This window comes from Myxococcales bacterium (genome assembly GCA_022184915.1).
Lineage (GTDB): Bacteria > Myxococcota_A > Polyangia > Fen-1088 > Fen-1088 > JAGTJU01.
The window spans coordinates 372238-392040 of the sequence record JAGTJU010000004.1; the positions used below are offsets into that span (position 1 = coordinate 372238).

Annotated in this window: 17 protein-coding genes; 13 read left to right on the plus strand and 4 right to left on the minus strand. The window is 62.9% G+C overall.

Annotated elements, in window-relative coordinates:
- Window positions 1–115 precede the first annotated feature (115 nt).
- The 12 genes from KA712_16635 to KA712_16690 all read left to right on the plus strand — a co-directional run bounded on the left by KA712_16635 (window position 116) and on the right by KA712_16690 (window position 12939).
- Complete coding sequence (locus KA712_16635) at window positions 116–769, plus strand: cytochrome c family protein (protein MCG5054591.1); 654 nt, start codon at window positions 116–118, stop codon at window positions 767–769.
- The gene (locus KA712_16640) at window positions 766–3891 is read left to right on the plus strand and encodes a TAT-variant-translocated molybdopterin oxidoreductase (protein ID MCG5054592.1); all 3126 of its coding nucleotides are present in this window, start codon (window positions 766–768) and stop codon (window positions 3889–3891) included. The genes KA712_16635 and KA712_16640 overlap by 4 nt, the downstream gene beginning before the upstream one ends.
- Window positions 3888–5294, plus strand: coding sequence for a polysulfide reductase NrfD (gene nrfD, locus KA712_16645; GenBank protein ID MCG5054593.1), 1407 nt, complete (start codon window positions 3888–3890; stop codon window positions 5292–5294). The genes KA712_16640 and nrfD overlap by 4 nt, the downstream gene beginning before the upstream one ends.
- On the plus strand, window positions 5294–5848 hold the full coding sequence (locus tag KA712_16650; GenBank protein MCG5054594.1) for a DUF3341 domain-containing protein: 555 nt from the start codon (window positions 5294–5296) through the stop codon (window positions 5846–5848). The genes nrfD and KA712_16650 overlap by 1 nt, the downstream gene beginning before the upstream one ends.
- Window positions 5845–6459 carry a cytochrome c gene (locus KA712_16655; protein ID MCG5054595.1) on the plus strand — a complete coding sequence of 205 codons (615 nt, stop codon included), beginning with the start codon at window positions 5845–5847 and terminating at the stop codon, window positions 6457–6459. The genes KA712_16650 and KA712_16655 overlap by 4 nt, the downstream gene beginning before the upstream one ends.
- A 77-nt stretch (window positions 6460–6536) precedes the next feature.
- On the plus strand, window positions 6537–7685 hold the full coding sequence (locus tag KA712_16660; protein ID MCG5054596.1) for a hypothetical protein: 1149 nt from the start codon (window positions 6537–6539) through the stop codon (window positions 7683–7685).
- Window positions 7682–8266 (plus strand): hypothetical protein, encoded by a 585-nt coding sequence (locus tag KA712_16665; GenBank protein ID MCG5054597.1) that lies wholly within the window; start codon window positions 7682–7684, stop codon window positions 8264–8266. The genes KA712_16660 and KA712_16665 overlap by 4 nt, the downstream gene beginning before the upstream one ends.
- Window positions 8263–9186: an SCO family protein gene (locus tag KA712_16670; GenBank protein MCG5054598.1), complete on the plus strand. Its 924-nt coding sequence runs from the start codon at window positions 8263–8265 to the stop codon at window positions 9184–9186. The genes KA712_16665 and KA712_16670 overlap by 4 nt, the downstream gene beginning before the upstream one ends.
- Complete coding sequence (coxB, locus tag KA712_16675) at window positions 9183–10244, plus strand: cytochrome c oxidase subunit II (GenBank protein MCG5054599.1); 1062 nt, start codon at window positions 9183–9185, stop codon at window positions 10242–10244. Before KA712_16670 ends, coxB begins: the two co-directional genes overlap by 4 nt.
- Entirely contained in the window at window positions 10225–11892 is a 1668-nt protein-coding gene (gene ctaD, locus KA712_16680; protein MCG5054600.1) for a cytochrome c oxidase subunit I, read from the plus strand. Before coxB ends, ctaD begins: the two co-directional genes overlap by 20 nt.
- A complete protein-coding gene (locus KA712_16685; protein ID MCG5054601.1) occupies window positions 11879–12529 on the plus strand; it encodes a cytochrome c oxidase subunit 3 family protein in 651 nt (216 codons plus the stop codon). Before ctaD ends, KA712_16685 begins: the two co-directional genes overlap by 14 nt.
- A gap of 17 nt (window positions 12530–12546) precedes the next feature.
- The gene (locus tag KA712_16690; protein MCG5054602.1) at window positions 12547–12939 is read left to right on the plus strand and encodes a cytochrome C oxidase subunit IV family protein; all 393 of its coding nucleotides are present in this window, start codon (window positions 12547–12549) and stop codon (window positions 12937–12939) included.
- A 400-nt stretch (window positions 12940–13339) separates the two neighbouring features.
- On the opposite strand, the gene KA712_16695 is transcribed toward KA712_16690, so the two are convergent.
- Window positions 13340–15214: a TIGR04551 family protein gene (locus KA712_16695; protein ID MCG5054603.1), complete on the minus strand. Its 1875-nt coding sequence runs from the start codon at window positions 15212–15214 to the stop codon at window positions 13340–13342.
- Window positions 15215–15288: 74 nt separating this feature from the next.
- Complete coding sequence (mce, locus tag KA712_16700) at window positions 15289–15714, minus strand: methylmalonyl-CoA epimerase (protein ID MCG5054604.1); 426 nt, start codon at window positions 15712–15714, stop codon at window positions 15289–15291.
- A 77-nt stretch (window positions 15715–15791) separates the two neighbouring features.
- On the opposite strand from mce, the gene nagZ reads away from it, so the two are divergent.
- The gene (gene nagZ / locus KA712_16705; protein MCG5054605.1) at window positions 15792–16883 is read left to right on the plus strand and encodes a beta-N-acetylhexosaminidase; all 1092 of its coding nucleotides are present in this window, start codon (window positions 15792–15794) and stop codon (window positions 16881–16883) included.
- A 22-nt stretch (window positions 16884–16905) separates the two neighbouring features.
- Here the strand turns inward: nagZ and KA712_16710 are convergent, their stop codons facing one another.
- Window positions 16906–17940 (minus strand): 2-oxoacid:ferredoxin oxidoreductase subunit beta, encoded by a 1035-nt coding sequence (locus KA712_16710; GenBank protein MCG5054606.1) that lies wholly within the window; start codon window positions 17938–17940, stop codon window positions 16906–16908.
- A complete protein-coding gene (locus KA712_16715; GenBank protein ID MCG5054607.1) occupies window positions 17940–19787 on the minus strand; it encodes a 2-oxoacid:acceptor oxidoreductase subunit alpha in 1848 nt (615 codons plus the stop codon). Before KA712_16715 ends, KA712_16710 begins: the two co-directional genes overlap by 1 nt.
- Window positions 19788–19803 lie beyond the last annotated feature (16 nt).

The window sequence follows — 19803 nt, forward strand, 5'->3', positions numbered from 1 at the left end:
GGCGGATCCGGAATTCCCGCCGAGTTCCGGTGATGTACGGAGAACTGCGCAGAATTTTCATCACCGATAATCCTTGACCAAGGATCCTGGAAGGGACTATATCCCGGCCTGCGAAATGGCACTTTTATTTCGCCCGAAACACAATCACCTGGCGCGACTTAGCCTGATCCTTACGGCATCGGCAGTGGTGGGCGGCATTGGCGGCATACTCGTTTATGTCCGCACCCCCATTGCTCGAGGCATGCAAGACCCGGTCGAGCAGCCAATCCAATTCGACCACCGGCACCACGTGCGCGATGTGGGCATCGATTGCCGCTACTGTCATCAAACGGTAGAGAAGTCGGCCCATGCAGGCATCCCGCCCACGGAGCTGTGTTTGAACTGCCACTCGCAGGTCTGGAACGGCAGCCCCATGCTGCTCAAAGTCCGCGAGAGCTTCATGAAGGACGAACCCATCGCGTGGACCAAGGTGAACGACGTCCCTGACTTCGTTTACTTCAACCACTCGATCCACGTCGCCAAGGGCGTGGGCTGCGTGACTTGTCACGGACGGGTAGACCTCATGCCGGCCGTTCAAAAAGACAAGCCGCTCACCATGGGCTGGTGTCTCGAGTGCCACCGTAATCCGGGTCCGAACCTCCGTCCGGTGGAAGAGATCACCAACATGGAGTGGACGCGGCCGGAGGGCGACGCCGAGCTCACGCCTGAGGCTCTGGTCAAGCGTAACGACGTTCACACCCGCGATAGCTGCACCACGTGTCACCGATGAGCGCCAAAACTCGCATACCCCACGTACACGGCGACGAAGCTTCTGCCGCGGCGGTCTCCGCCAAACCGGCATCCAAGCTAGCGCTTCCCATCCTTGGACGGTCCGCGGGCGCCGGAAGCGGAGCGAAGTTGTGGCGCGGCCACGACGAGCTCAGCAACCCCGGCGCTGCGGCTCAACAGGCCCGCCAGGAGTTCCCCGACGGCACCGATACGCTCACAGACGACGTGTCACGTCGGGGCTTCGTGCAGCTTTTGGGAACCGGCTTGGCCCTGACCACGACGGCCTGCTACCGCCCCCGGCAAAAGATCGTTCCGTACGTGCACCGCCCGCCGGAGGTGACGCCCGGAAACCCGCTGCACTTTGCGAGCACCATCGACCACGACGGCTACGGCTTCGGTGTCCTGGTGGAGAGCCACGAAGGGCGGCCGACCAAGCTCGAAGGAAACCCCGAGCACCCGGACAGCCTCGGTGCTGCCACCGCCATCGATCAAGCCCGATTGGTGGGTCTCTATGATACCGACCGCGCGAAGACGGGGCGCTTGAAGGGAGCTCACGCGACCTGGAAAGACGTCTCTGCTTTCATCAAGACCCGGGTGGACTCAGCGGCTAGCACCCAGGGTGCGGGCGTCCGGTTCCTCGTGGGACCGAGCACGTCTCCGCTGATCGGCGACCTCCGGACGCGGATTCTGGAAAAACTGCCCCAGGCCAAGTTTGTCTCCTACTCCTCGCTCGCGGACGACGGCCCCGTGGAGGGCGCGCGCCTGGCATTCGGCCGCCACTTGGAGCCCCGGCATGACCTCACCAACGCCAAGGTGATCGCCGCACTCGACTCCGACTTCCTCGAGGATGGTCCTGAACGCGTACGGCTGAACCGCCAGTTCGCCAAAAACCGCGAACCCGGAGAGGCGATGAACCGTCTCTACGTGGCAGAGCCTACATTCACCGTGACGGGGATGATGGCCGACCACCGCCTCCGCTTGCGCGGTGCCGACGTCGTGGCTTTGGCCCAGGCTCTGGCCGCGGAACTGTCCAAGACGCTCGGACGGGACGTCCTGGACGGTCTTGCCGACCTTCCCTTGGCCCGGGCGGGCGTCACGGTCGACGCCAAATGGGTCTCTGTGCTCGCCAAGGATCTGGCGCGGAACCGGGGTCGGTCGCTGGTCGTGGTGGGGCGCCGTCAGCCTGCGTTAGTCCATGCGCTGGCTCACGCCATGAACTACGCGCTTGGCAACGTAGGGACCACCGTCACATTCGTCGAGCCCCTGCGGCACGACGCCCTTTCGGGGCTCGAGCCTCTTCGGGGCCTGGCCGAAGACATCGCCGCCGGCAAAGTCGAAACGCTGTTCATCAGCGCTTGGAATCCCGTCTACGGCGCTCCCAGTGACTTCAAGCTCGACCGGCTGCTGCAGCGGGTGCCAAACACCATCTACCTCGGCCTCTCCGATGACGAGACGGCCAAAGTATGTGGGTCCCTCGTACCGGCGGCTCACTTCCTCGAGAGCTGGGGTGACCTGAGGGCCATGGACGGCACCGTATCCCTGGTTCAGCCTCTCATCGAGCCGCTCTTCAACGGCGTCACGGAAGCAGATTTCCTGGCGGCCGCCTTGGAAGAGGGCGAAGTGGGCACGCACGATCTTCTCAAGAGCCTCTGGCAGAGGAAGGCGGCCGAGGGCTCGTTGTTGGGTACTCTCGGCTTCGAGCTGCAGTGGGAACACTGGTTGGGCCAGGGCATGATTGCCGGAACTTCGAACCTGCAAATGGCCACAGTCTCGCTCGACACCGCGGGCCTCGCGGATGCCCTTCGGGCGCTCGTGCCCGGGATGGCGAAGGAAGCGGGTCTCGAGCTCGCTTTCCAGTTGGACCCCACCATCGAAGATGGCCGCTATGCGAACAATCCCTGGCTCCAGGAGTTGCCGCACCCGGTCACCAAGATAACCTGGGACAACGCCGTGATGCTCTCCCACGCCACCGCTCAACGATTGGGGCTCAAGACGAGCGACATCGTAGAGCTCAAGCTGGGGGATAAAAGCGTCACCGGAGCCGTGTACGTACAGCCCGGGCAGGCAGACGAATCAATCACCGTACAGCTTGGCTATGGTCGCAAGGCGGCGGGCTCGGTTGGAAACGGTGTAGGTTTCGACGCGGGCCTCCTCCGGGAAAGCGCCAACCCCTGGTTTGCGACGGGCGCCCAGCTCGTTAAGGCAGGGAAGGGCTACGAGTTCGGCATCACCCAGGAGCACTGGCGGATGGAGAACCGGGATCCGGCCATCGCCACCACGCTGGCCGAGGTCGAATCTCATCACTCGGCCTTCCACGAGAAGATCCATCACCTCCGAGGCGAGTTGCCGCAGATCCACAAAAAGTGGGACTACGGTAACCAGACTTACAAGTGGGGTATGACCATCGACCTGTCGAAGTGCACGGGTTGTGGCGCCTGCATCACGGCTTGTCAGGCGGAGAACAACATCCCCGTGGTTGGCAGGGAGAACGTACATATCGGTCGCGAGATGCACTGGATCCGCATCGACCGCTACTACGAAACCAACGCCGGCTACACGGACGACATCTACAAGGACATGGCCGAACCCAAGGTCATCACGCAGCCAGTGGCTTGCCAGCACTGTGAAACGGCACCTTGTGAGTACGTTTGCCCCGTCAACGCCACCGTCCACAGCGACGAGGGCTTGAACGAGATGGTGTACAACCGCTGCATCGGGACGCGCTACTGCTCGAACAACTGCCCGTACAAGGCGCGTCGTTTCAACTTCCTGGACTGGCACGGCGAGCCGCCGGAGGTAAAAAAGATGGGGCGCAACCCGGACGTAACGGTTCGCAGCCGAGGCGTCATGGAGAAGTGCACCTACTGCGTTCAGCGCATAGAGCGCGCTCGCATCGACTCCCGGGTCGAAGGCAGAACGATTGCCGACGGCGAGGTGAAGACTGCCTGCCAGCAGACCTGCCCCGCTGGTGCCATCGTGTTCGGGTCCCTCAATGACCCCAACTCGGCCGTGTCGAAGGCACAGGCTGACGATCGTCGCTACGACCTGCTTCACGAGTTGAACACAAGACCGCGAACCGTTTATCTGGCTCGTGTGCGCAACCCCAATCCGGAGCTCGCGTGACCGTGTTGTCCGGCTACAAGGACCCGATCGACCCGCGCCCCTTCATCGAAGGGGAGCAAACCGACCGCTCACTCAATGACAGCCTCCTGCACCACGTGTTGCGGGGCGCTGGCAAAGGGTGGTGGACACTCTTCTCAATCGCGCTGGCACTGCTCAGCGTCCTGGGCGTTTCGCTCGGTTGGACGCTGTACAAGGGCATTGGCGCCTGGGGCAACAACCAGCCGGTAGGCTGGGGCTTCGGCATCATCAACTTCGTGTGGTGGATCGGTATCGGCCACGCGGGGACCTTGATTTCGGCCATTCTGTTGCTGTTCCAGCAGCGCTGGCGGACGTCGATCAACCGGTTCGCCGAGGCGATGACGCTGTTCGCGGTCATGTGTGCCTTGATCTTCCCGCTGTTTCACACGGGTCGTCCTTGGTACGCAGGCTACTTCTTGCTGCCGTACCCAAGCATCAATGCGATCTGGCCGCAGTTCAAGAGCCCCCTGATGTGGGACGTGTTCGCCGTCTCGACATACTTCACGATCTCCCTCCTGTTCTGGTTCCTGGGCCTGGTGCCCGACCTCGCGTCACTGCGTGACTCGGCCAAGAACAAAACCAAACGCTTCATCTACGGGTTGTTCGCCCTGGGCTGGCGAGGGTCAGGTCGACACTGGGCCGAATACAAGTGGGCCTACCTCCTGCTCGCGGGTCTATCGACCCCACTCGTGCTCTCGGTTCACTCGATCGTGTCGTTCGACTTCGCGGTCTCCGTGATTCCGGGCTGGCACACGACCATCTTCCCCCCTTACTTCGTTGCTGGCGCCATCTTCTCGGGCTTTGCAATGGTGGTTACCTGGCTCGTGCCAGCGCGCCACTATCTCGGGCTGAAGCACGTCGTCACGATGAGGCACCTCGAGAACATGAACAAAGTCATCTTGGCCACGGGCCTCATGGTGACTTACGGCTACGCGATGGAGCACTTCGTGGCTTGGTACTCGGGCAGCGAGTACGAGTTTGCGATGTTCTACAACACCCGCGAACGTGGGCCATTCTCAGGCGTCTACTGGCTGATGGTGTTCTGTAACTGCGTGGCACCCCAGTTTTACTGGTTCAAGAGCCTCCGCACGAACCTCAAAGTCATGTGGGTGATCTCGATCTTCGTGAACATCGGCATGTGGTGTGAGCGCTTCATCATCGTGGTGACCTCTCTTCACCAGGACTTCCTGCCGGGCTCCTGGGGCGACTTCGCCCCGACCATCACCGACTTGGGCATCTACATAGGAACGATTGGGCTTTTCTCCACTCTGTTCCTCCTGTTCATGAAGTTCATCCCGGCGGTTGCGCTGACAGAGGTCAAAGAGCTTCGGCACGAACTCGAGCACGAAGCGCACCTCGACGCATCCGGTAAGGGGGCACACTGATGAGCCACAGCGATTTTATTCCCCGCCGTTTCGTGCTGGCCGAGTTTGCCAGTGCGGAGGCCCTGCTCGAGGGCACGAAGTCGATGCGTGAGAAAGGTTTCAAGCGCCTCGACACCCACACGCCCTATCCCGTCCACGGCATAGAAGAGGCCCTGGGCCTTGGCAGACCGAAAATCCCCACGATCGTTCTGTGTGGCGCGATCTTCGGTATGTGTTTGGCCTATTCGATGATGTTCTATATGAACCACGTGGATTGGCCTATCAACGTGGCCGGCCGGCCCACCCACGCTCCCCCGGCCTTCGTGCCCATCACCTTTGAGCTCGCTGTTTTGCTCGGCGGATGCTCTTCGTTCTTTGGTGTCATGGCTCTCATGCGCTTGCCCAAGCCCTATCACCCGGTGTTCCAGTCAGAGCGCTTCTGTGAGCGGGCCAGCATCGACGGTTTCTTCATGTCCCTCGAGCTCGATGCAAGTGGCGATGCTCAAGCTGCGCAGGACGCGGCAAGGAGCCTCGGCGCCAACCATGTCGAGTTCATCGAGGAGGTGGAGCGATGAACCGGTCCCCCTTTATCGGGGCCCTCGGTGCCGTGGCTCTCGGAAGCAGCCTGTCTGGTTGCCTCAACGAGGACCTCTTCAATCCGATGGCTGACAAGCAGCCCAAGTTTTCGCCTTACAAGCAGACCGACCTTTACAAGGACGGACTCACGATGCGTACGCCACCGGCAGGTACCGTGCCTCGCCAAAGGCTCACGCTGCAGCCCGCGGTGACCACGGGCCGCGTGACGACGCCCGAAGGCGAAAAATACGTGACCAGCATTCCAGTTCAGGTCGACGAGAAGCTGATGCTTGAAGGCCGAAAGCGCTACGACATCACCTGCGGGACCTGCCATGGGCCGCTCGGAGACGGAGATAGCCCGGTGGCCCATCAGATGGCTCTCAAGCCTCCGCCTTCCTTGCACGACTTTGCCGATCGGCCCCCGGGCTACATCTTCGAGGTAGCCAGCGAGGGGCACGGTTTGATGGCGGCCTACAAGGCCGAGTTGACGGTGCGTGAGCGCTGGGCCGTGGTGGCGTACGTGAGGGCTTTGCAGCTGGCGCACGTTGGCACCCTCGACGAAGTACCAACCGAGAGACGCGCGTCTCTCGTCAAGGAGGCAGGGCAGTGAGCTCGCACGATACTGCGGCCCTTTCGGCCGAAAAAGTTTCCGCTTCTCTGAGCAAGTTTCAGGGCGGTGCGGGGTGGATGAAGGCCGGAGCCTCCGTGGGTGTCGCCTGCACGGTTGCGACCGTCGCGGCCATGTTTTCGGGATCCAAGGCTGCGCAGTTCGGGTACCTGCTGGGGTTCTCTTACTGGGCTGGCATTGGGCTGACGTCGCTCCTGTTGCTGATGATCTTCCACGCGTTCCGCGCAAAGTGGATGACCGTCCTGCGTCGGCCCCTCGAGACCATGGCGACCACCGTCGTCATCTTCTTGGTGCTCTTCCTCCCGCTGGCCTTCGTGCTCAAGGGCGTTTTTCCGTGGGTCGAGCCCACTGTGGAGAAGTTCGGCGAACACGGACTCCACCTGGTCCACAACAAACACGGCTACCTGAACACCAGCTTCTTCGTGGTGCGGGGCATCCTCTACTTCGTCATTGCCGGCGTGATTTCCCAGCTCTTGTTTGGCTGGTCCACCCGCCAGGACGCCACGGGTGACGTCGCGCTGACGGGGAAGGCCCGCAAGCTTGGTACGGGCGCCATTCCGCTCATGGCCTTCGTGCTGACGTTTGCCGCCTTCGACTGGTTGATGAGCCTCGACCCGCTCTGGTTCTCGACCATCTTCGGCGTGTACTACTTCGCGGGCAGCATGCTCTGCACCTTCGCCATCCTGATCCTCCTCAGCGCCAAGGCGCGAGGTAAGGACCAGTTTGGAGCCTACGTGACCCCCGAGCACCTCCATAACCTGGGCAAGCTGCTCTTCGCCTTCACTGCCTTTTGGGGGTATATCGCCTTCTCCCAGATGATGCTCATCTGGATGGCCGGGCTCCCGGAGGAAACGCCGTTCTACATCCTACGCATGAAGGCGCCGTGGATCGGAATAGGCTTGTTCCTGGTGCTGGGGCACTTTCTCTTGCCCTTCTTCATCCTACTGTCTCGCTCGCGCAAGCGAAGTCCAAGTCGTCTCGCGCCGATGGCAGCTTGGGCTCTCATCGTCCACTTCGTGGATCTCTACTGGCTGATCTTCCCCAACCTGAGTGAAGAGCAGGCCACGATTCACTGGTCCCTGTTCACGGCCTTCTTCGGTGTGGGTGGCCTCGCTGTGGCGTTCGCCATTTGGCGCATTCGCGGCCACTACACCGTGCCCGTCAAGGATCCGTTCCTGAACGTTTCGTTGAGGTACCGGCAACCATGAGTGACTCTCGAAATCCTACCGTGCATCACGAGCCCACCGTGGAAGACGCCTCTGCGGGCGTCAACACGAAGCTCATTCTCTCGGTTGGCATCACATCGCTGGTCGTATTCGGGCTTTCAGCCGTGGTGGCTTATCTCATCTTGTCGCACGACGAGAAGCAGATGGCTGCCGAAGGAATGCCGAATCCAACTCCCCTGCTCGGCCAGAAGGAAATTGGCATCGTCGACTTCGTCGAATACGACGGAGACGATCGTTTGCCGACCTGGAAGGCGCAGGTTGCCAAACGGCTGTCGGGATACAGCTGGGCAGACCGCGCGCAGGGACGCGTACAGCTGCCCATCGACGTAGGGATGCGGAAAGCGATCGCAGAAGCGAATGCAGGTGTCGCCGTAGGCCAGGCCAACGCCGCCGTGCCTCATGAACCGTCTGTGCCACGCCTCACGATCCAGCAGGTGATGGCGAACCCCGAACTGATACCGCCGCCCGCCAAGGCCACTCCGGAAGCTCCGGGCGGTGCTGCGCCTGTCGTGACTCCCTCAGCCAAGCCGACGCCCGCGCCTCAGGGAGGACTCACTCAGTGACGGCCCTGGCGACACATAGACGCCTCCGGGCGTTCGCTCGCCCTCTGCTCTCTGCCCTCCTGGCTGTGGTTGGGATCTCGTTCCCGGTTGCCGTGTTTGCCAGCGGCTACAACGGCCACTACCGCTCGGTGCCCGTGATCGGGGGGGGAGAGGGTAACGTCAAGTCGCAGGACATCGAGCCCATCGAAAACCTGGGGCAGACCGTGCCGCCCGACCTTTCCTTCTTGGACGGGAACGGCAAACCGGTTCGGATTGGGGACCTCCTGGGTCACGGAAAACCGATTCTGGTTACGCTCGGCTACTTCCGATGTCCGATGCTCTGCAACCTTGTTCACGAGGGATTGGGCAAGGGTCTGAAGAAGGCGGGCCTATCGCTGGGGCGGGACTTTTTGGGACTCGCTGTGAGCATCGACCCGAGCGACGACCCCAAGTCTGCGAACACCAACCAGGGCCGCCTTTTGCGTCACCTGGGAGAATCTCGAACCTCTGATTGGCCCTTCGTCCTCACGCCCAAGGGTGAGACAGCGCCGGACGGCAGCTCTGGGCCGGCTCGGAAGTTGGCCGATAGCGTCGGCTTCCGTTACATCTACGATGAGGAGTCGAAGCAATTTGCGCATGCGGCGGTGGCGTTCGTGCTCACGCCGGAAGGGAAGATCTCCCGCTATCTCTACGGCGTCGACTTCGAGCCACGCGACCTCAGGTTCGCGCTGGTGGAGGCGAGCGGGGGCCGGGTGGGGACGACGCTCGATCGCGTGCTGCTGTCCTGCTTCAAATACGACCCAATGACCCATAAATATACCCCCTTTGCCTTCGGATTCGTCCGGATCGGCGCCTTCCTGAGCTTCGCCGCGTTGGCGAGCTTGCTGGCCGTTCTGTGGCGGAGAGAGCTTCAGCTGCGCCGCCAGCGGAGGACCGCATGATCGAGTTTTTCAATGAGCTGATGCGGCGCCTGCTGTGGCTGCCGGAACAGGCATCCACGTTCGCGACCCGCGTCGATACCCTGCACTACGTGGTCATCTTGATCACCTTCATCGCCTCGTTCGGCGTGGGGGCGGTTGCGGTGTACTTCTTCTTCAGGTTCAGAGAGAAGAAGGCCATGGCTTCGACCCCCGTGGTCGAGCCAAGCGGGAAGTTCGAGGCAGTGGTGATATCGATACCGCTGCTCATTTTCCTGGCATGGGCCTTCGTGGGCTATCGAGACTTCGTCTGGCTGCAGACGGCGCCTCCGAACACAATGGACGTATACGTCGTGGGTAAAAAGTGGATGTGGCACTTTGCGCATCCCGACGGCCCGAACGAGAACGCCGTGCTGCACGTTCCGGCGAACCGGCCCGTGCGTCTGCTCATGACGAGCCGAGACGTCATCCACTCGTTCTTCGTGCCCGAGTTCCGCGTTAAACAGGACGTGGTTCCGGGGCGATACAGTGAGACCTGGTTCGAGGCGAAGAAGCCGGGCCGATACAACATCTTCTGTACGGAGTACTGCGGAACCTGGCACTCGCAGATGATCGGCGAGGTGGTCGTTCTCGAACCTTCGGCTTACGACGCCTGGCTCGACCGGCAGCGCGTGGGGCTCGAGGATCGGCAGGACGCCAGCAGCTCGGAGGGCTCGAGCACGGAGTTCCGCGGCGACCTCATCTCGTACGGACATCGCGTTGCGGCGGCTCAAGGCTGCTTCAAGTGTCACACGATCGACGGCACTCAACACATCGGACCGACCTGGGTCGACCTCTACAAGAGGAAAACGGAACTCGCCAACGGGGAAACCCTGGTGGCTGACGAGGGGTACCTCACGGAATCGATGATGGATCCCTACCGGAAGATGGTGAAGGGGTACGCGGAGGTCATGCCCTCATACCGCGGCAAGCTCTCGGCTCCCGAGACTGCGGCCCTGGTTGAATACATCAAGTCTCTTCGGTCTGATCGGCTGGAGAACCTGAAGGCTAAGGAGCCTGCTTATGGCCCACTCGAACGCTAATCACGCTGTCGCCGAGGAAGCTCCCGGCGAGGAACTCAAACTGCCCGCGGTCTCCTTCTGGAACGCGGACCTCGGAATCAAGTCCTGGCTCTTGAGCCTGGACCACAAACGCATCGGCATCATGTACATGGTGCTGACCCTGGTGGGCTTCCTGCTGGGTGGCATTTTGGCCATGGCCCTGCGCATCGAGCACCTGACGCCCGATGAGACCATCATGGGCCCGAACACCTACAACCGGGTGTTCACCTTGCACGGCGTGGTCATGATCTTCCTTTTCATGATTCCCGCCATACCCGCCATCTTCGGCAACTTCTTCCTGCCGCTGATGTTGGGCGCAAAGGACGTGGCGTTCCCGCGCCTGAACCTGATGTCCATCTATGTCTACGGCGCTGGCGCTTTGCTCATGGTCTGGAGCATGGTGGCAGGTGGCGTGGACTCGGGGTGGACCTTTTACGCTCCGTACAGCCTCAGTACGCCGGCCTCGCTGGCCCCGGCACTGTTCGGCGTCTTCATCATCGGGTTCTCCTCGATCCTGACGGGACTCAACTTCATCGTCACCATCCACACCATGCGCCCTAAGGGGATGACTTGGATGCGGATGCCGCTCTTCGTGTGGGGAACGTACGCGACCAGCATCATCCAGGTGCTGGCGACCCCCGTGGTGGGCCTGACCGCAGTGCTCACGGCGATCGAGCGCCTCTTCGGCTTCGGTTTCTTCGACCCGAGCAAGGGCGGCGACCCGGTTCTATTCCAGCACCTGTTCTGGTTCTACAGCCACCCCGCGGTCTACATCATGGTGCTGCCCGGCATGGGTGTCATCAGTGAGGTCGTCTCGGTCTTCTCGCGCAAGAACGTGTTCGGCTACAAGATGGTCGCTTACTCGTCCCTGGGAATCGCCTTCGTGGGCTTCTTCGCCTGGGGTCACCACATGTTCGTGACGGGGCAGTCGAAGTTTGACGCCGGTGCGTTCGCCATCATCTCGATGCTGGTGGGTGTGTTTACCGCGATCAAGGTATTCAACTGGGTGGGTACGATGTACCGCGGCTCGATCGCTGTGCGGGCGCCCTTCGTCTACGTGTGTGGCTTCCTGTTCTTCGTCGTCTTCGGTGGCATGACGGGGGTCGCAATCTCGTCGGTGTCTCTCGACGTGCACTGGCACGATACCTACTTCGTGGTCGCGCACTTCCACTTCATCATGGTGGGCGCGACGCTGATGGGCTTCTTGGCCGCGCTGCACTACTGGTTCCCGAAGATGTTCGGCCGCATGTATCACGAAGGCTGGGCGATGCTCTCCGCGGGCCTCATCATCCTCGGCTTCAACGCCTCCTTCATCCCGCAGTTTCTGTTGGGAAACATGGGGCAGCCACGTCGCTACTACATGTACTCGCCCGAGGCACAGGGGCTGAACGTGGCTTCCACGGCAGGGTCGAGCCTTCTGGCGTTCGGCTTCCTGCTGATCCTGATCTACCTGGTCTACGCCATCAAGTACGGCAAGGTGGCCGGCGATAACCCTTGGGGTGCTTCTGGCCTCGAGTGGAAGACGCCTTCTCCGCCACCCAAGCACAACTTCGACTCGACCCCTGTCGTGGACGAGGATCCTTACACGTACCGCCAGAAAGGCGAGGAGGTGGAGCATGTCGTCGTCTGAGGCACACTCCCACAATCCGTATCTCGCGCATCACTTCGAGACCATCGAACAACAGAGCTACGCTGCCCGGCTGGGCATGTGGCTCTTCCTGGCCACGGAAGTCCTGCTCTTCGGCGGGCTTTTCCTGGGCTACACGGTATACCGCTGGCTTTACCCGGAGACCTACCAGGCTTGCGCTGATCTTCTCAGCATCCCGATGGGCGCCACCAACACCGTGGTGCTCATCACGAGCAGCTTCACGGCGGCGCTGGGTTACCACGCGATCAAGGTGGACCAGGTCAAGAAGGGCGTGGCTCTTCTGTGGGTGACGATCGTGCTGGCGGGGGCGTTCCTCGTCATCAAGTACTTCGAGTACGCCCACAAGTTCCACGAGGGGACGCTGCCCGGCAAATGGTACACGTTCGAGGGGCTTCAGGCTCCGGGAGCGAACATCTTCTTCGCTGTGTACTTCCTGGCGACGGGCCTCCACGGCTTCCACGTCGTGGTGGGCATGACGATTCTCGCAATCCTGGCCGTGCGTGCGCAGCAGGGGCGTTACCATGCGAAGAATTACGTCGGCGTGGAGTTGGGTGTTCTCTACTGGCACCTCGTCGACCTGGTGTGGATTTTCCTTTTCCCGCTGCTTTACCTCATCTGAAGGCGGAGTGACGTAACGTGTCCAACGCGAATCAAACGGCTCAACACGCAGGTCATGACGACCACGGCATTGGCGGCTACGTCAAGGTGTTCGTGGCGCTGTTGGTCTTGACGGGGGTGACGGTGTGGACGGCCAAGATGGATTTCGGGGCCTTCAACATCGTGGTGGCGATGGTGGTGGCCACGATCAAGGCCACCCTGGTGGTGCTCTTCTTCATGCACCTGTGGGACGAAGGCCCGGTGAACCGGCTCATCTTCGTCGTGTCGATTCTCTTTGTGGGGGTCATGATGGCATTTACTTTCGGGGACCTCATGTTCCGAAACACGGGAATGCTTCCTAACGGCGGACCGCAGAAGCCGGGAACGGTCATCATCAAGAGCGCAGCAGGCGAGGGTTCAGCTCACCACTGAACGGTCGCACTGACTACGGCGTGGTTACGGGCTTCCCCTGACCGGCGCTCAAAAAGGCCCCAAGGCGCTGCCAAGGGGCCTTTTCTGCGTTCGATGGTCTGCCGTAAGGGCCAACAAACGAACGCGGGTCGCTGGAACCTCTCCGGATACCACGAAGGAATGAGAGGCACGAGAACGAGGCACAGTCGGTGAAGGGACACTGGGGAGCCCGAGAGAAGGGGAAAGGGGCTGTCCGCGACCGAGCGGACGGGTATGTGAGCTGCCTTCTGATGAGTCGCTCAGGGAAGGCACCCATCCGTTGGCAGCTCCAGGGTCCCAGCCACCCTTGGCCGCGGTGTCCCCGGGCAAGGCCCAAAGGCTTGTGAATAGGGGCGCGTTCATCCGCGCCCCTACGTCGCGATTAGAATTGAATGCCGAGGAACCCGCGTATCACTTGTGCACTGGAGGCATCCTCCAGGGTGCCGCGGGGCCAGGGTTGGTCATTCTCATTGGACGGTCGGTTCAAAGCCGCAAACGGCCAGAGCACGGCCCACGTAAGCCCTGCGAAAAAACGATCGGCGGGGTTCCGGTAGGTCAGGCCCACGTTCATCTCCAGGCCCAGGTTCCGTGCGTCGCCCGGTGTTCCCAAACGAACGGCCGCCGCGCTGTAGATGACCGAGGCAGTGAGTCCGAGTTGCCTTTGTTCGGCGATCGTGAGCCAGTAGGCAATCTGGGGCTTGACGTAGATGGCGTTCGTCACGGTCCCGAAAATGCGGCGGAACAGGATCTGGTCGACGTGGTAGTCGGGGGAGAAATGGAAGTTGGTGAGGTTGTTGTCCCCCGCCTGTTGCTGGACCTGACGCCATCGGTAGTTAAGATAAGTATTGTTGCCGTTCCCCAGCTGGGGTTCAGCGCGGTCGCCGCTGGCGCCACCCGTTTCGAGGCCCAGGTAGAGGGCGTTTTTGAAGAGCGCCAGGTCGCTGGCGAACACCCATCCCAGTTGTTGGATGGAGAGCGAGCGATTGTCGACGTTCAGGTCCCCGGGGTTTCCGATCTTGCCCAGCATGGCGTCAGCCTCGAACTCTACGGTCAACGCGCGCCAGCCCAGCTTGAACCAGACGCTGGGGATGAAGACGTACGCGTTTACGTTTTGTACGTAGACCTCCGGCCGCGACAGTTCGCCGGGGCTAAAGGCCTGCCCATCGGTGGGCGTCTCGGGGTTGGCTGCCGTGTCGGTTTCGAGCGGGCGGCTGGCGCCGCTGTTGTTGCGGTACACGAGCTGGGCCGCGTAGTTGAGCGCCAGCTCGCCGCGGGCGGCTTTGAAGCGGAAGCGTTCGGGGTCGTCGCGGCGGGAAAGAGCCGCCATGAGCTGAAACACGTCGTCTTTTTGGGAGAGGTCGAAGGGCGTACCGAAGGGATCTTGCACGCCGAGGGTGCTCATGTTGGACGTGTGGCCCTGAGCGCCGTAGTCCCAGGCCACGGCCACTTCGTGTCCCCACAGCATCGACAGCGCCATGACGCGATCGACGGTGGTACCGATGTCACAGTCGAGACAGTTTCCGTTGTTGAACATCAACCCCCGCCCAAAGTGCCAGGGCATACGGCCGAAACGGATGCTGCCGAATTCGCTGTCAATCTCTCCCCAGGCCCGCTTGGCCTGCACGCTCGAACCCCAGCCGTTGCGGCCCACGTCGGGCGGGTATTGCGTGTTGTACAGAACGGGGAGGGGTGCGGCGCCCGTGCCCTGAGCCAGCCGATTCGTCTGCACCAGAGAATCGGGGGTGGAGCCGGCGATGGTGTTGTCGAGCACGTCGATCTGCGCCATCACGCGGACCTGATCGCTTACGTTGACCGTGGGTTCGAGACGAAGCCGCAGGTTCGCGGAACCCAAGGTCTTCGTGCCGCACTTGCCGGCCACGAGGCCGCACTCGAGCGGCGTCGGGAAGGGCGGGGTACCATCGGGCTCTGCTTGCCCGTCAGGCACGACATATCCCTGGCCGAGGTGCAGCTGATGCAACCAATCCGTGCGGAAGCGGAAGTAGCCATCCAACTCGACGAGCTGGGTGCGGCGGCGTTCCGCTTCGAGCATCGGCGCCAGGGGCGCGAGCTCGTCGTCGTCGCGGTCCGCATCAGGGGCAGCCTCGGCCGGACCTTCGGGGCGCCCGTCGTCGCCCCCACCCCCGGTACCGGGGCGATGGCCCTGTGGCATGCCCGGCATCATGCCCGGGCCACCGTACTGGGCCAGCGCCTCCCCGGCGGAAAGGGCGGCCACGGCAAACCCGAGCGCGAACCTCACGGGCAAAGCACCGAAAGCGCGGCCCGCAAAAGGCATCCGGCGAGGGCGGGCCGGTGTGGGGGAATCCGAAAACGTCACGATGAGGTGTCTCCTGAGTCGCATTGGCAAAGCTCGAACAAAACCCCGCCTGTCGCGCGGGGGTGAAGAAAGGCCACGAGGTGACCGTGGGCGCCCACACGGGGGCGTTCGTCGATGAGGGCCACGCCGGCGGCCTTGAGGTGAACCAGGGTGTCAGCCAGGTTTTCCACCTCGAGGGAGACGTGGTGAAGTCCGGGGCCGCGGCGATCGAGAAAGCGGCCGAGCGAGGCGTTTCCGGCAGGGGCGATGAGTTCGATCGCGGTCTCGCCCTCCTCGCTGTGCAGGAAGCACGTGTCAGTCTCCTGCTCGGCCACGTGCTCGTCGGAGCTTGCCCGCAGGCCGAGAAGCGCAAGCGCGGTGCGGCCTTCGGCGAGCTGCGGAACGGCGATGGAGACGTGGTTGATCCGCTTGACTTTGATCATGGCGGCGAGGGCCGGAAGGTGTGCGGACCTTAGCACGCAGACCCGCAGGCGGCGCAGGATGACATATGATGGAGCCCGTGACTACGCACGGCGTTCGCGGCCTCTGCGGCCAGTTGTTTTCCGTGGGCTTCGAGGGCACGACACCCCCGGCGTCGCTCATGGCGCGCGTGGCGGCTCGAGAGGTGGGCGCGGTGATGCTCTTCCGCCCGAACGTGGTCTCGCCCGAGCAGGTGGCGGCCCTGGTGGGGCGCTTGCGGCGTGGGGTCAAGGAAGGGCCCCCGTTGGTGGTATCGGTGGACCAGGAGGGGGGGCGGGTGCAACGCCTCCGCGCGCCGCTCACCGAATGGCCCCCGATGCAGGTGGTCGGGGCCGAGCCCGATCGGGCGCGCATCGAGACGCTCGGACGGTTCGTGGGGGAAGAGCTCGCGGCGCTGGGCATCGGCTGGAACCTGGCCCCTGTGCTCGACGTGCATACGAATCCCCAAAACCCCGTCATCGGCGACCGCGCCTTCGCGACGACGCCCGAGGGTGTGATCGAGGCCGCGCTGGCGTTCTGGCGGGGCCTGCGCAAAGCGGGGGTGGCCGGGTGTGGCAAGCACTTCCCGGGTCACGGGGACACGGATGTCGATTCACACCTGGATCTGCCCGTGGTCACGCACGACGAGGCGCGCCTGCGTGCCGTCGAGCTTTTCCCCTTCGCCGCCGCGATAGCCGCCGGGTGCGAAGCGCTGATGACGGCACACGTGGTGTACCCAGCCTTCGATGCCGAGCGTCCGGCCACCTTGTCGAAGCGCATTGCCACCGACCTGTTACGGCGCGAACTCGGGTTTACGGGGCTTCTGGTCTCCGATGATCTGCAGATGAAGGCCGTGGCCGATCGTTTCGGTACGGAGGAGTTGATCGTGGAGTCCTTGAACGCCGGCGTGGACCACTTTCTCATGCGCGGCCCCGAGTCCCGGCAGGTGGAGGCCTACGAGGCTCTGGTGCGTGCGGCTGAGGCTTCGAGCCAGGTGCGCGCGCGTGTGGAGGAGGCGGCGGGGCGCGTGCAGGTGTTCAAACGAACTGTATCTGTCGATCTGCCCCTGCCGGGCGCGTTGCTGCCGTCCGTCGTGGGTACGCCCGCCCACAAGGCCCTGGCCGGCGCCTTCGCCAAACGGGCCGAGGGCTGAGCCCCCGGGCCGTGCGAAGCGTCTAGGCCACGGTCCAGGAGCCCGCGTCGATGAGCTGCTGGAGGGACTTTTTGTTGCCCTGCGAAGCGGCTTCGACCTGCTCGTTCATCATCACGTCGTAGCTCGGGCGGTCCACGGCGCGGAACACGCCGACGGGAACCGGGAAGGCGGGGTGCTTGAGGCGGCTCACCACGAGCGAGACCATTTCGTTGGTTTCGTCGTGCCGAAGCAGTTTGTCTTCGCCTTCCGTGGTGACGTCCACGATGCGCGGGGTGAGGCTGCCGTCGAGCGCGATGCCCCGGCCCCCGTTTGGACCGAAGCGCAAAGGTTTGCCGTGCTCGAGCACGAGTTCGTTGTCTTCCTTCTGAGACTTGTCCGTGAGGAAATCGAAGGCGGCGTCGTTGAAGATCGGGCAGTTCTGGTAGATCTCGACGAAGGCCGAGCCTTTGTGCGCAGCGGCCCGCTTTAGCGTGGCCTCGATGTGCTTGACGTTCGTGTCCACGGTGCGGGCCACGAACGTAGCGCCAGCGCCCAGGGCCACACTGACCGGATCGAGCGGATAGTCCACCGAGCCGAGCGGGGTCGATTTTGCCTTCTTGCCAAGCGGCGACGTGGGGCTGTATTGGCCCTTGGTCAAGCCGTAGATCTGGTTGTTGAACAAAAGAATCTTCACGTCGACGTTGCGTCGCAGGACGTGGAGCAGGTGATTGCCGCCGATGGAAAGTCCATCGCCGTCGCCTGTGACCAGCCACACGCTCAGGTCCGGGCGCACGGCCTTGATCCCGGTGGCCACGGCGGGCGCACGCCCGTGGATGCTGTGGATGCCGTACGTGTTCATGTAGTACGGGAACCGGCTCGAGCAGCCGATGCCGCTCACGAAGACGAAATTCTCTTTCGGGATGCCCAGGGTGGGCATGAGCTTCTGCACCTGGGCCAAGATCGAGTAATCACCGCACCCCGGGCACCAACGCACGTCCTGGTCGGACGTGAAGTCCTGCTTGGTCTGGCCCGCGGGATCGGTATGCTCGACGACGGGGTAGGCGCTTTGCGTGGGCATTAGTTCGTTTCCAGGAGCTGGATGATGGCCTTGGCGATGTCGTTCTCGCGGAACGGCAGGCCCTGGATCTTCGTGTGACTATGGATCGTGGTCTCGGGGAAGCGCGCGCGCAAGATCATCGCGAGCTGCCCGAGGTTGAGCTCGGGAACCATGACGCGCCTGAAGCGCTTCATGATGTGCTCGAGGTCCTTCGGCAGCGGATTGATGTGCTGCAGCTGCACGTGCCCGATCTTCAAGTTACGGGCGGCGACCTTGTGAATGCCGCCGGAGATCGAACCGTAGGTCGAGCCCCAGCCGAGCACCAGAAGGTCGCCTTCCTGGGCGCCTTCGACCACGGTGGGCGGCAGGCTGTCTGCCACCCGGGCGACCTTTTCGGCACGCAGGCGGCACATGGCCTCGTGGTTGGCGCCATCGTAGCTGATGTTCCCGGTGCCGTTGTCCTTCTCGAGGCCACCCACACGGTGCTCGAGGCCGGGGGTCCCTGGGATCGCCCAGGGGCGGGCGAGGCTGGCGTCCCGCAGGTAGGGTTTGAAGCCTTCGGTGTCCGTCCGGAAGGAGACGGGAAAGCGCGGCATCGCGTCGATGTTGGGTACGGGCCAGGGTTCGGCGCCGTTGGCGAGATAGCCGTCGGTGAGCAGGACCACGGGCGTCATGTACGTGACAGCGATGCGGGCCGCTTCGATGGCGGCGTGGAAGCAGTCGCCCGGTGTGCGGGCGGCGAGCACGGGCAAGGGGGATTCACCGTTGCGCCCGAACATGGCCTGCATGAGGTCGGCTTGCTCCGTTTTCGTGGGCATGCCCGTGGAGGGCCCTGCCCGTTGCACGTTGATCACCACCATGGGCAGCTCGGTCATGACGGCGAGGCCCATGGCCTCGGCCTTGAGCGCCATGCCAGGGCCGCTGGTGGTGGTGGCTGCCAGCGCGCCCGCGTAGGCCGCGCCCAGACAGGCACAGACCGCGGCGATCTCGTCTTCGGCCTGGAACGTGCGCACGCCGAGGGCCTTCATGTTCGAGAGCATGTGGAGCACGTCGCTCGCGGGCGTGATGGGGTACGACCCCAGAAAGAGGTTCAACCCCGAAAGTTCGGAGCCGGCCATGAGGCCGAGCGCGAGCGCTTCGTTGCCCGAGATGTTGCGGTATTTGCCCGGGGTGATCGCCGCTTTGCGCACCTCGTAGGCGTGATCGAACATCTCGGTGGTCTCGCCGTAGTTGTAGCCGGCCCGTAGTGCTGCGAGGTTGGCTTGACCCAGGACTTTGTCGCCAAACTTGCGCTCGATCCATTGCACGGTGGCGTCCATGCTGCGGCTGTACAGCCAGTAGATCAGGCCGAGCGCGAAGAAGTTTTTGCACCGGGTGGCTGCGCGGTGGTCGAGCTTGAACGCGCGCACGGAGGCCAAGGTAAGCGCCGTGACGTCGACCTTGAACAGGCGGTAGGCCGAGACCACGGCCGTGTCGAGGGGGTTCTCTCTATATCCCGCACGTTCCAGATTCTTGGCGTTGAACGCCTCGCTGTTGGCGATGAGAATGCCCCCCTCTTTCAGATCCTTCAAATTGCGCGCGAGGGCGGCGGGGTTCATCGCCACGAGCACGTCGAGCAGGTCACCGGCGGTGAACACTGGGTTGCTCGAGAAGTTGATCTGAAATCCGGATACGCCCGCGAGGCTTCCGGCGGGTGCGCGGATCTCGGCCGGAAAATCTGGCAGCGTGGCCAGGTCGTTGCCGGCGAGGGCCGTGGTGGACGTAAATTGCGTTCCCACGAGCTGCATGCCGTCGCCCGAATCGCCAGCGAAGCGAATGGCGACGGACTCGACCTGCTCGGGGGCTTTGCCGGGGGAGGATGTGCCCATGGGGGGTAGGAAAGCG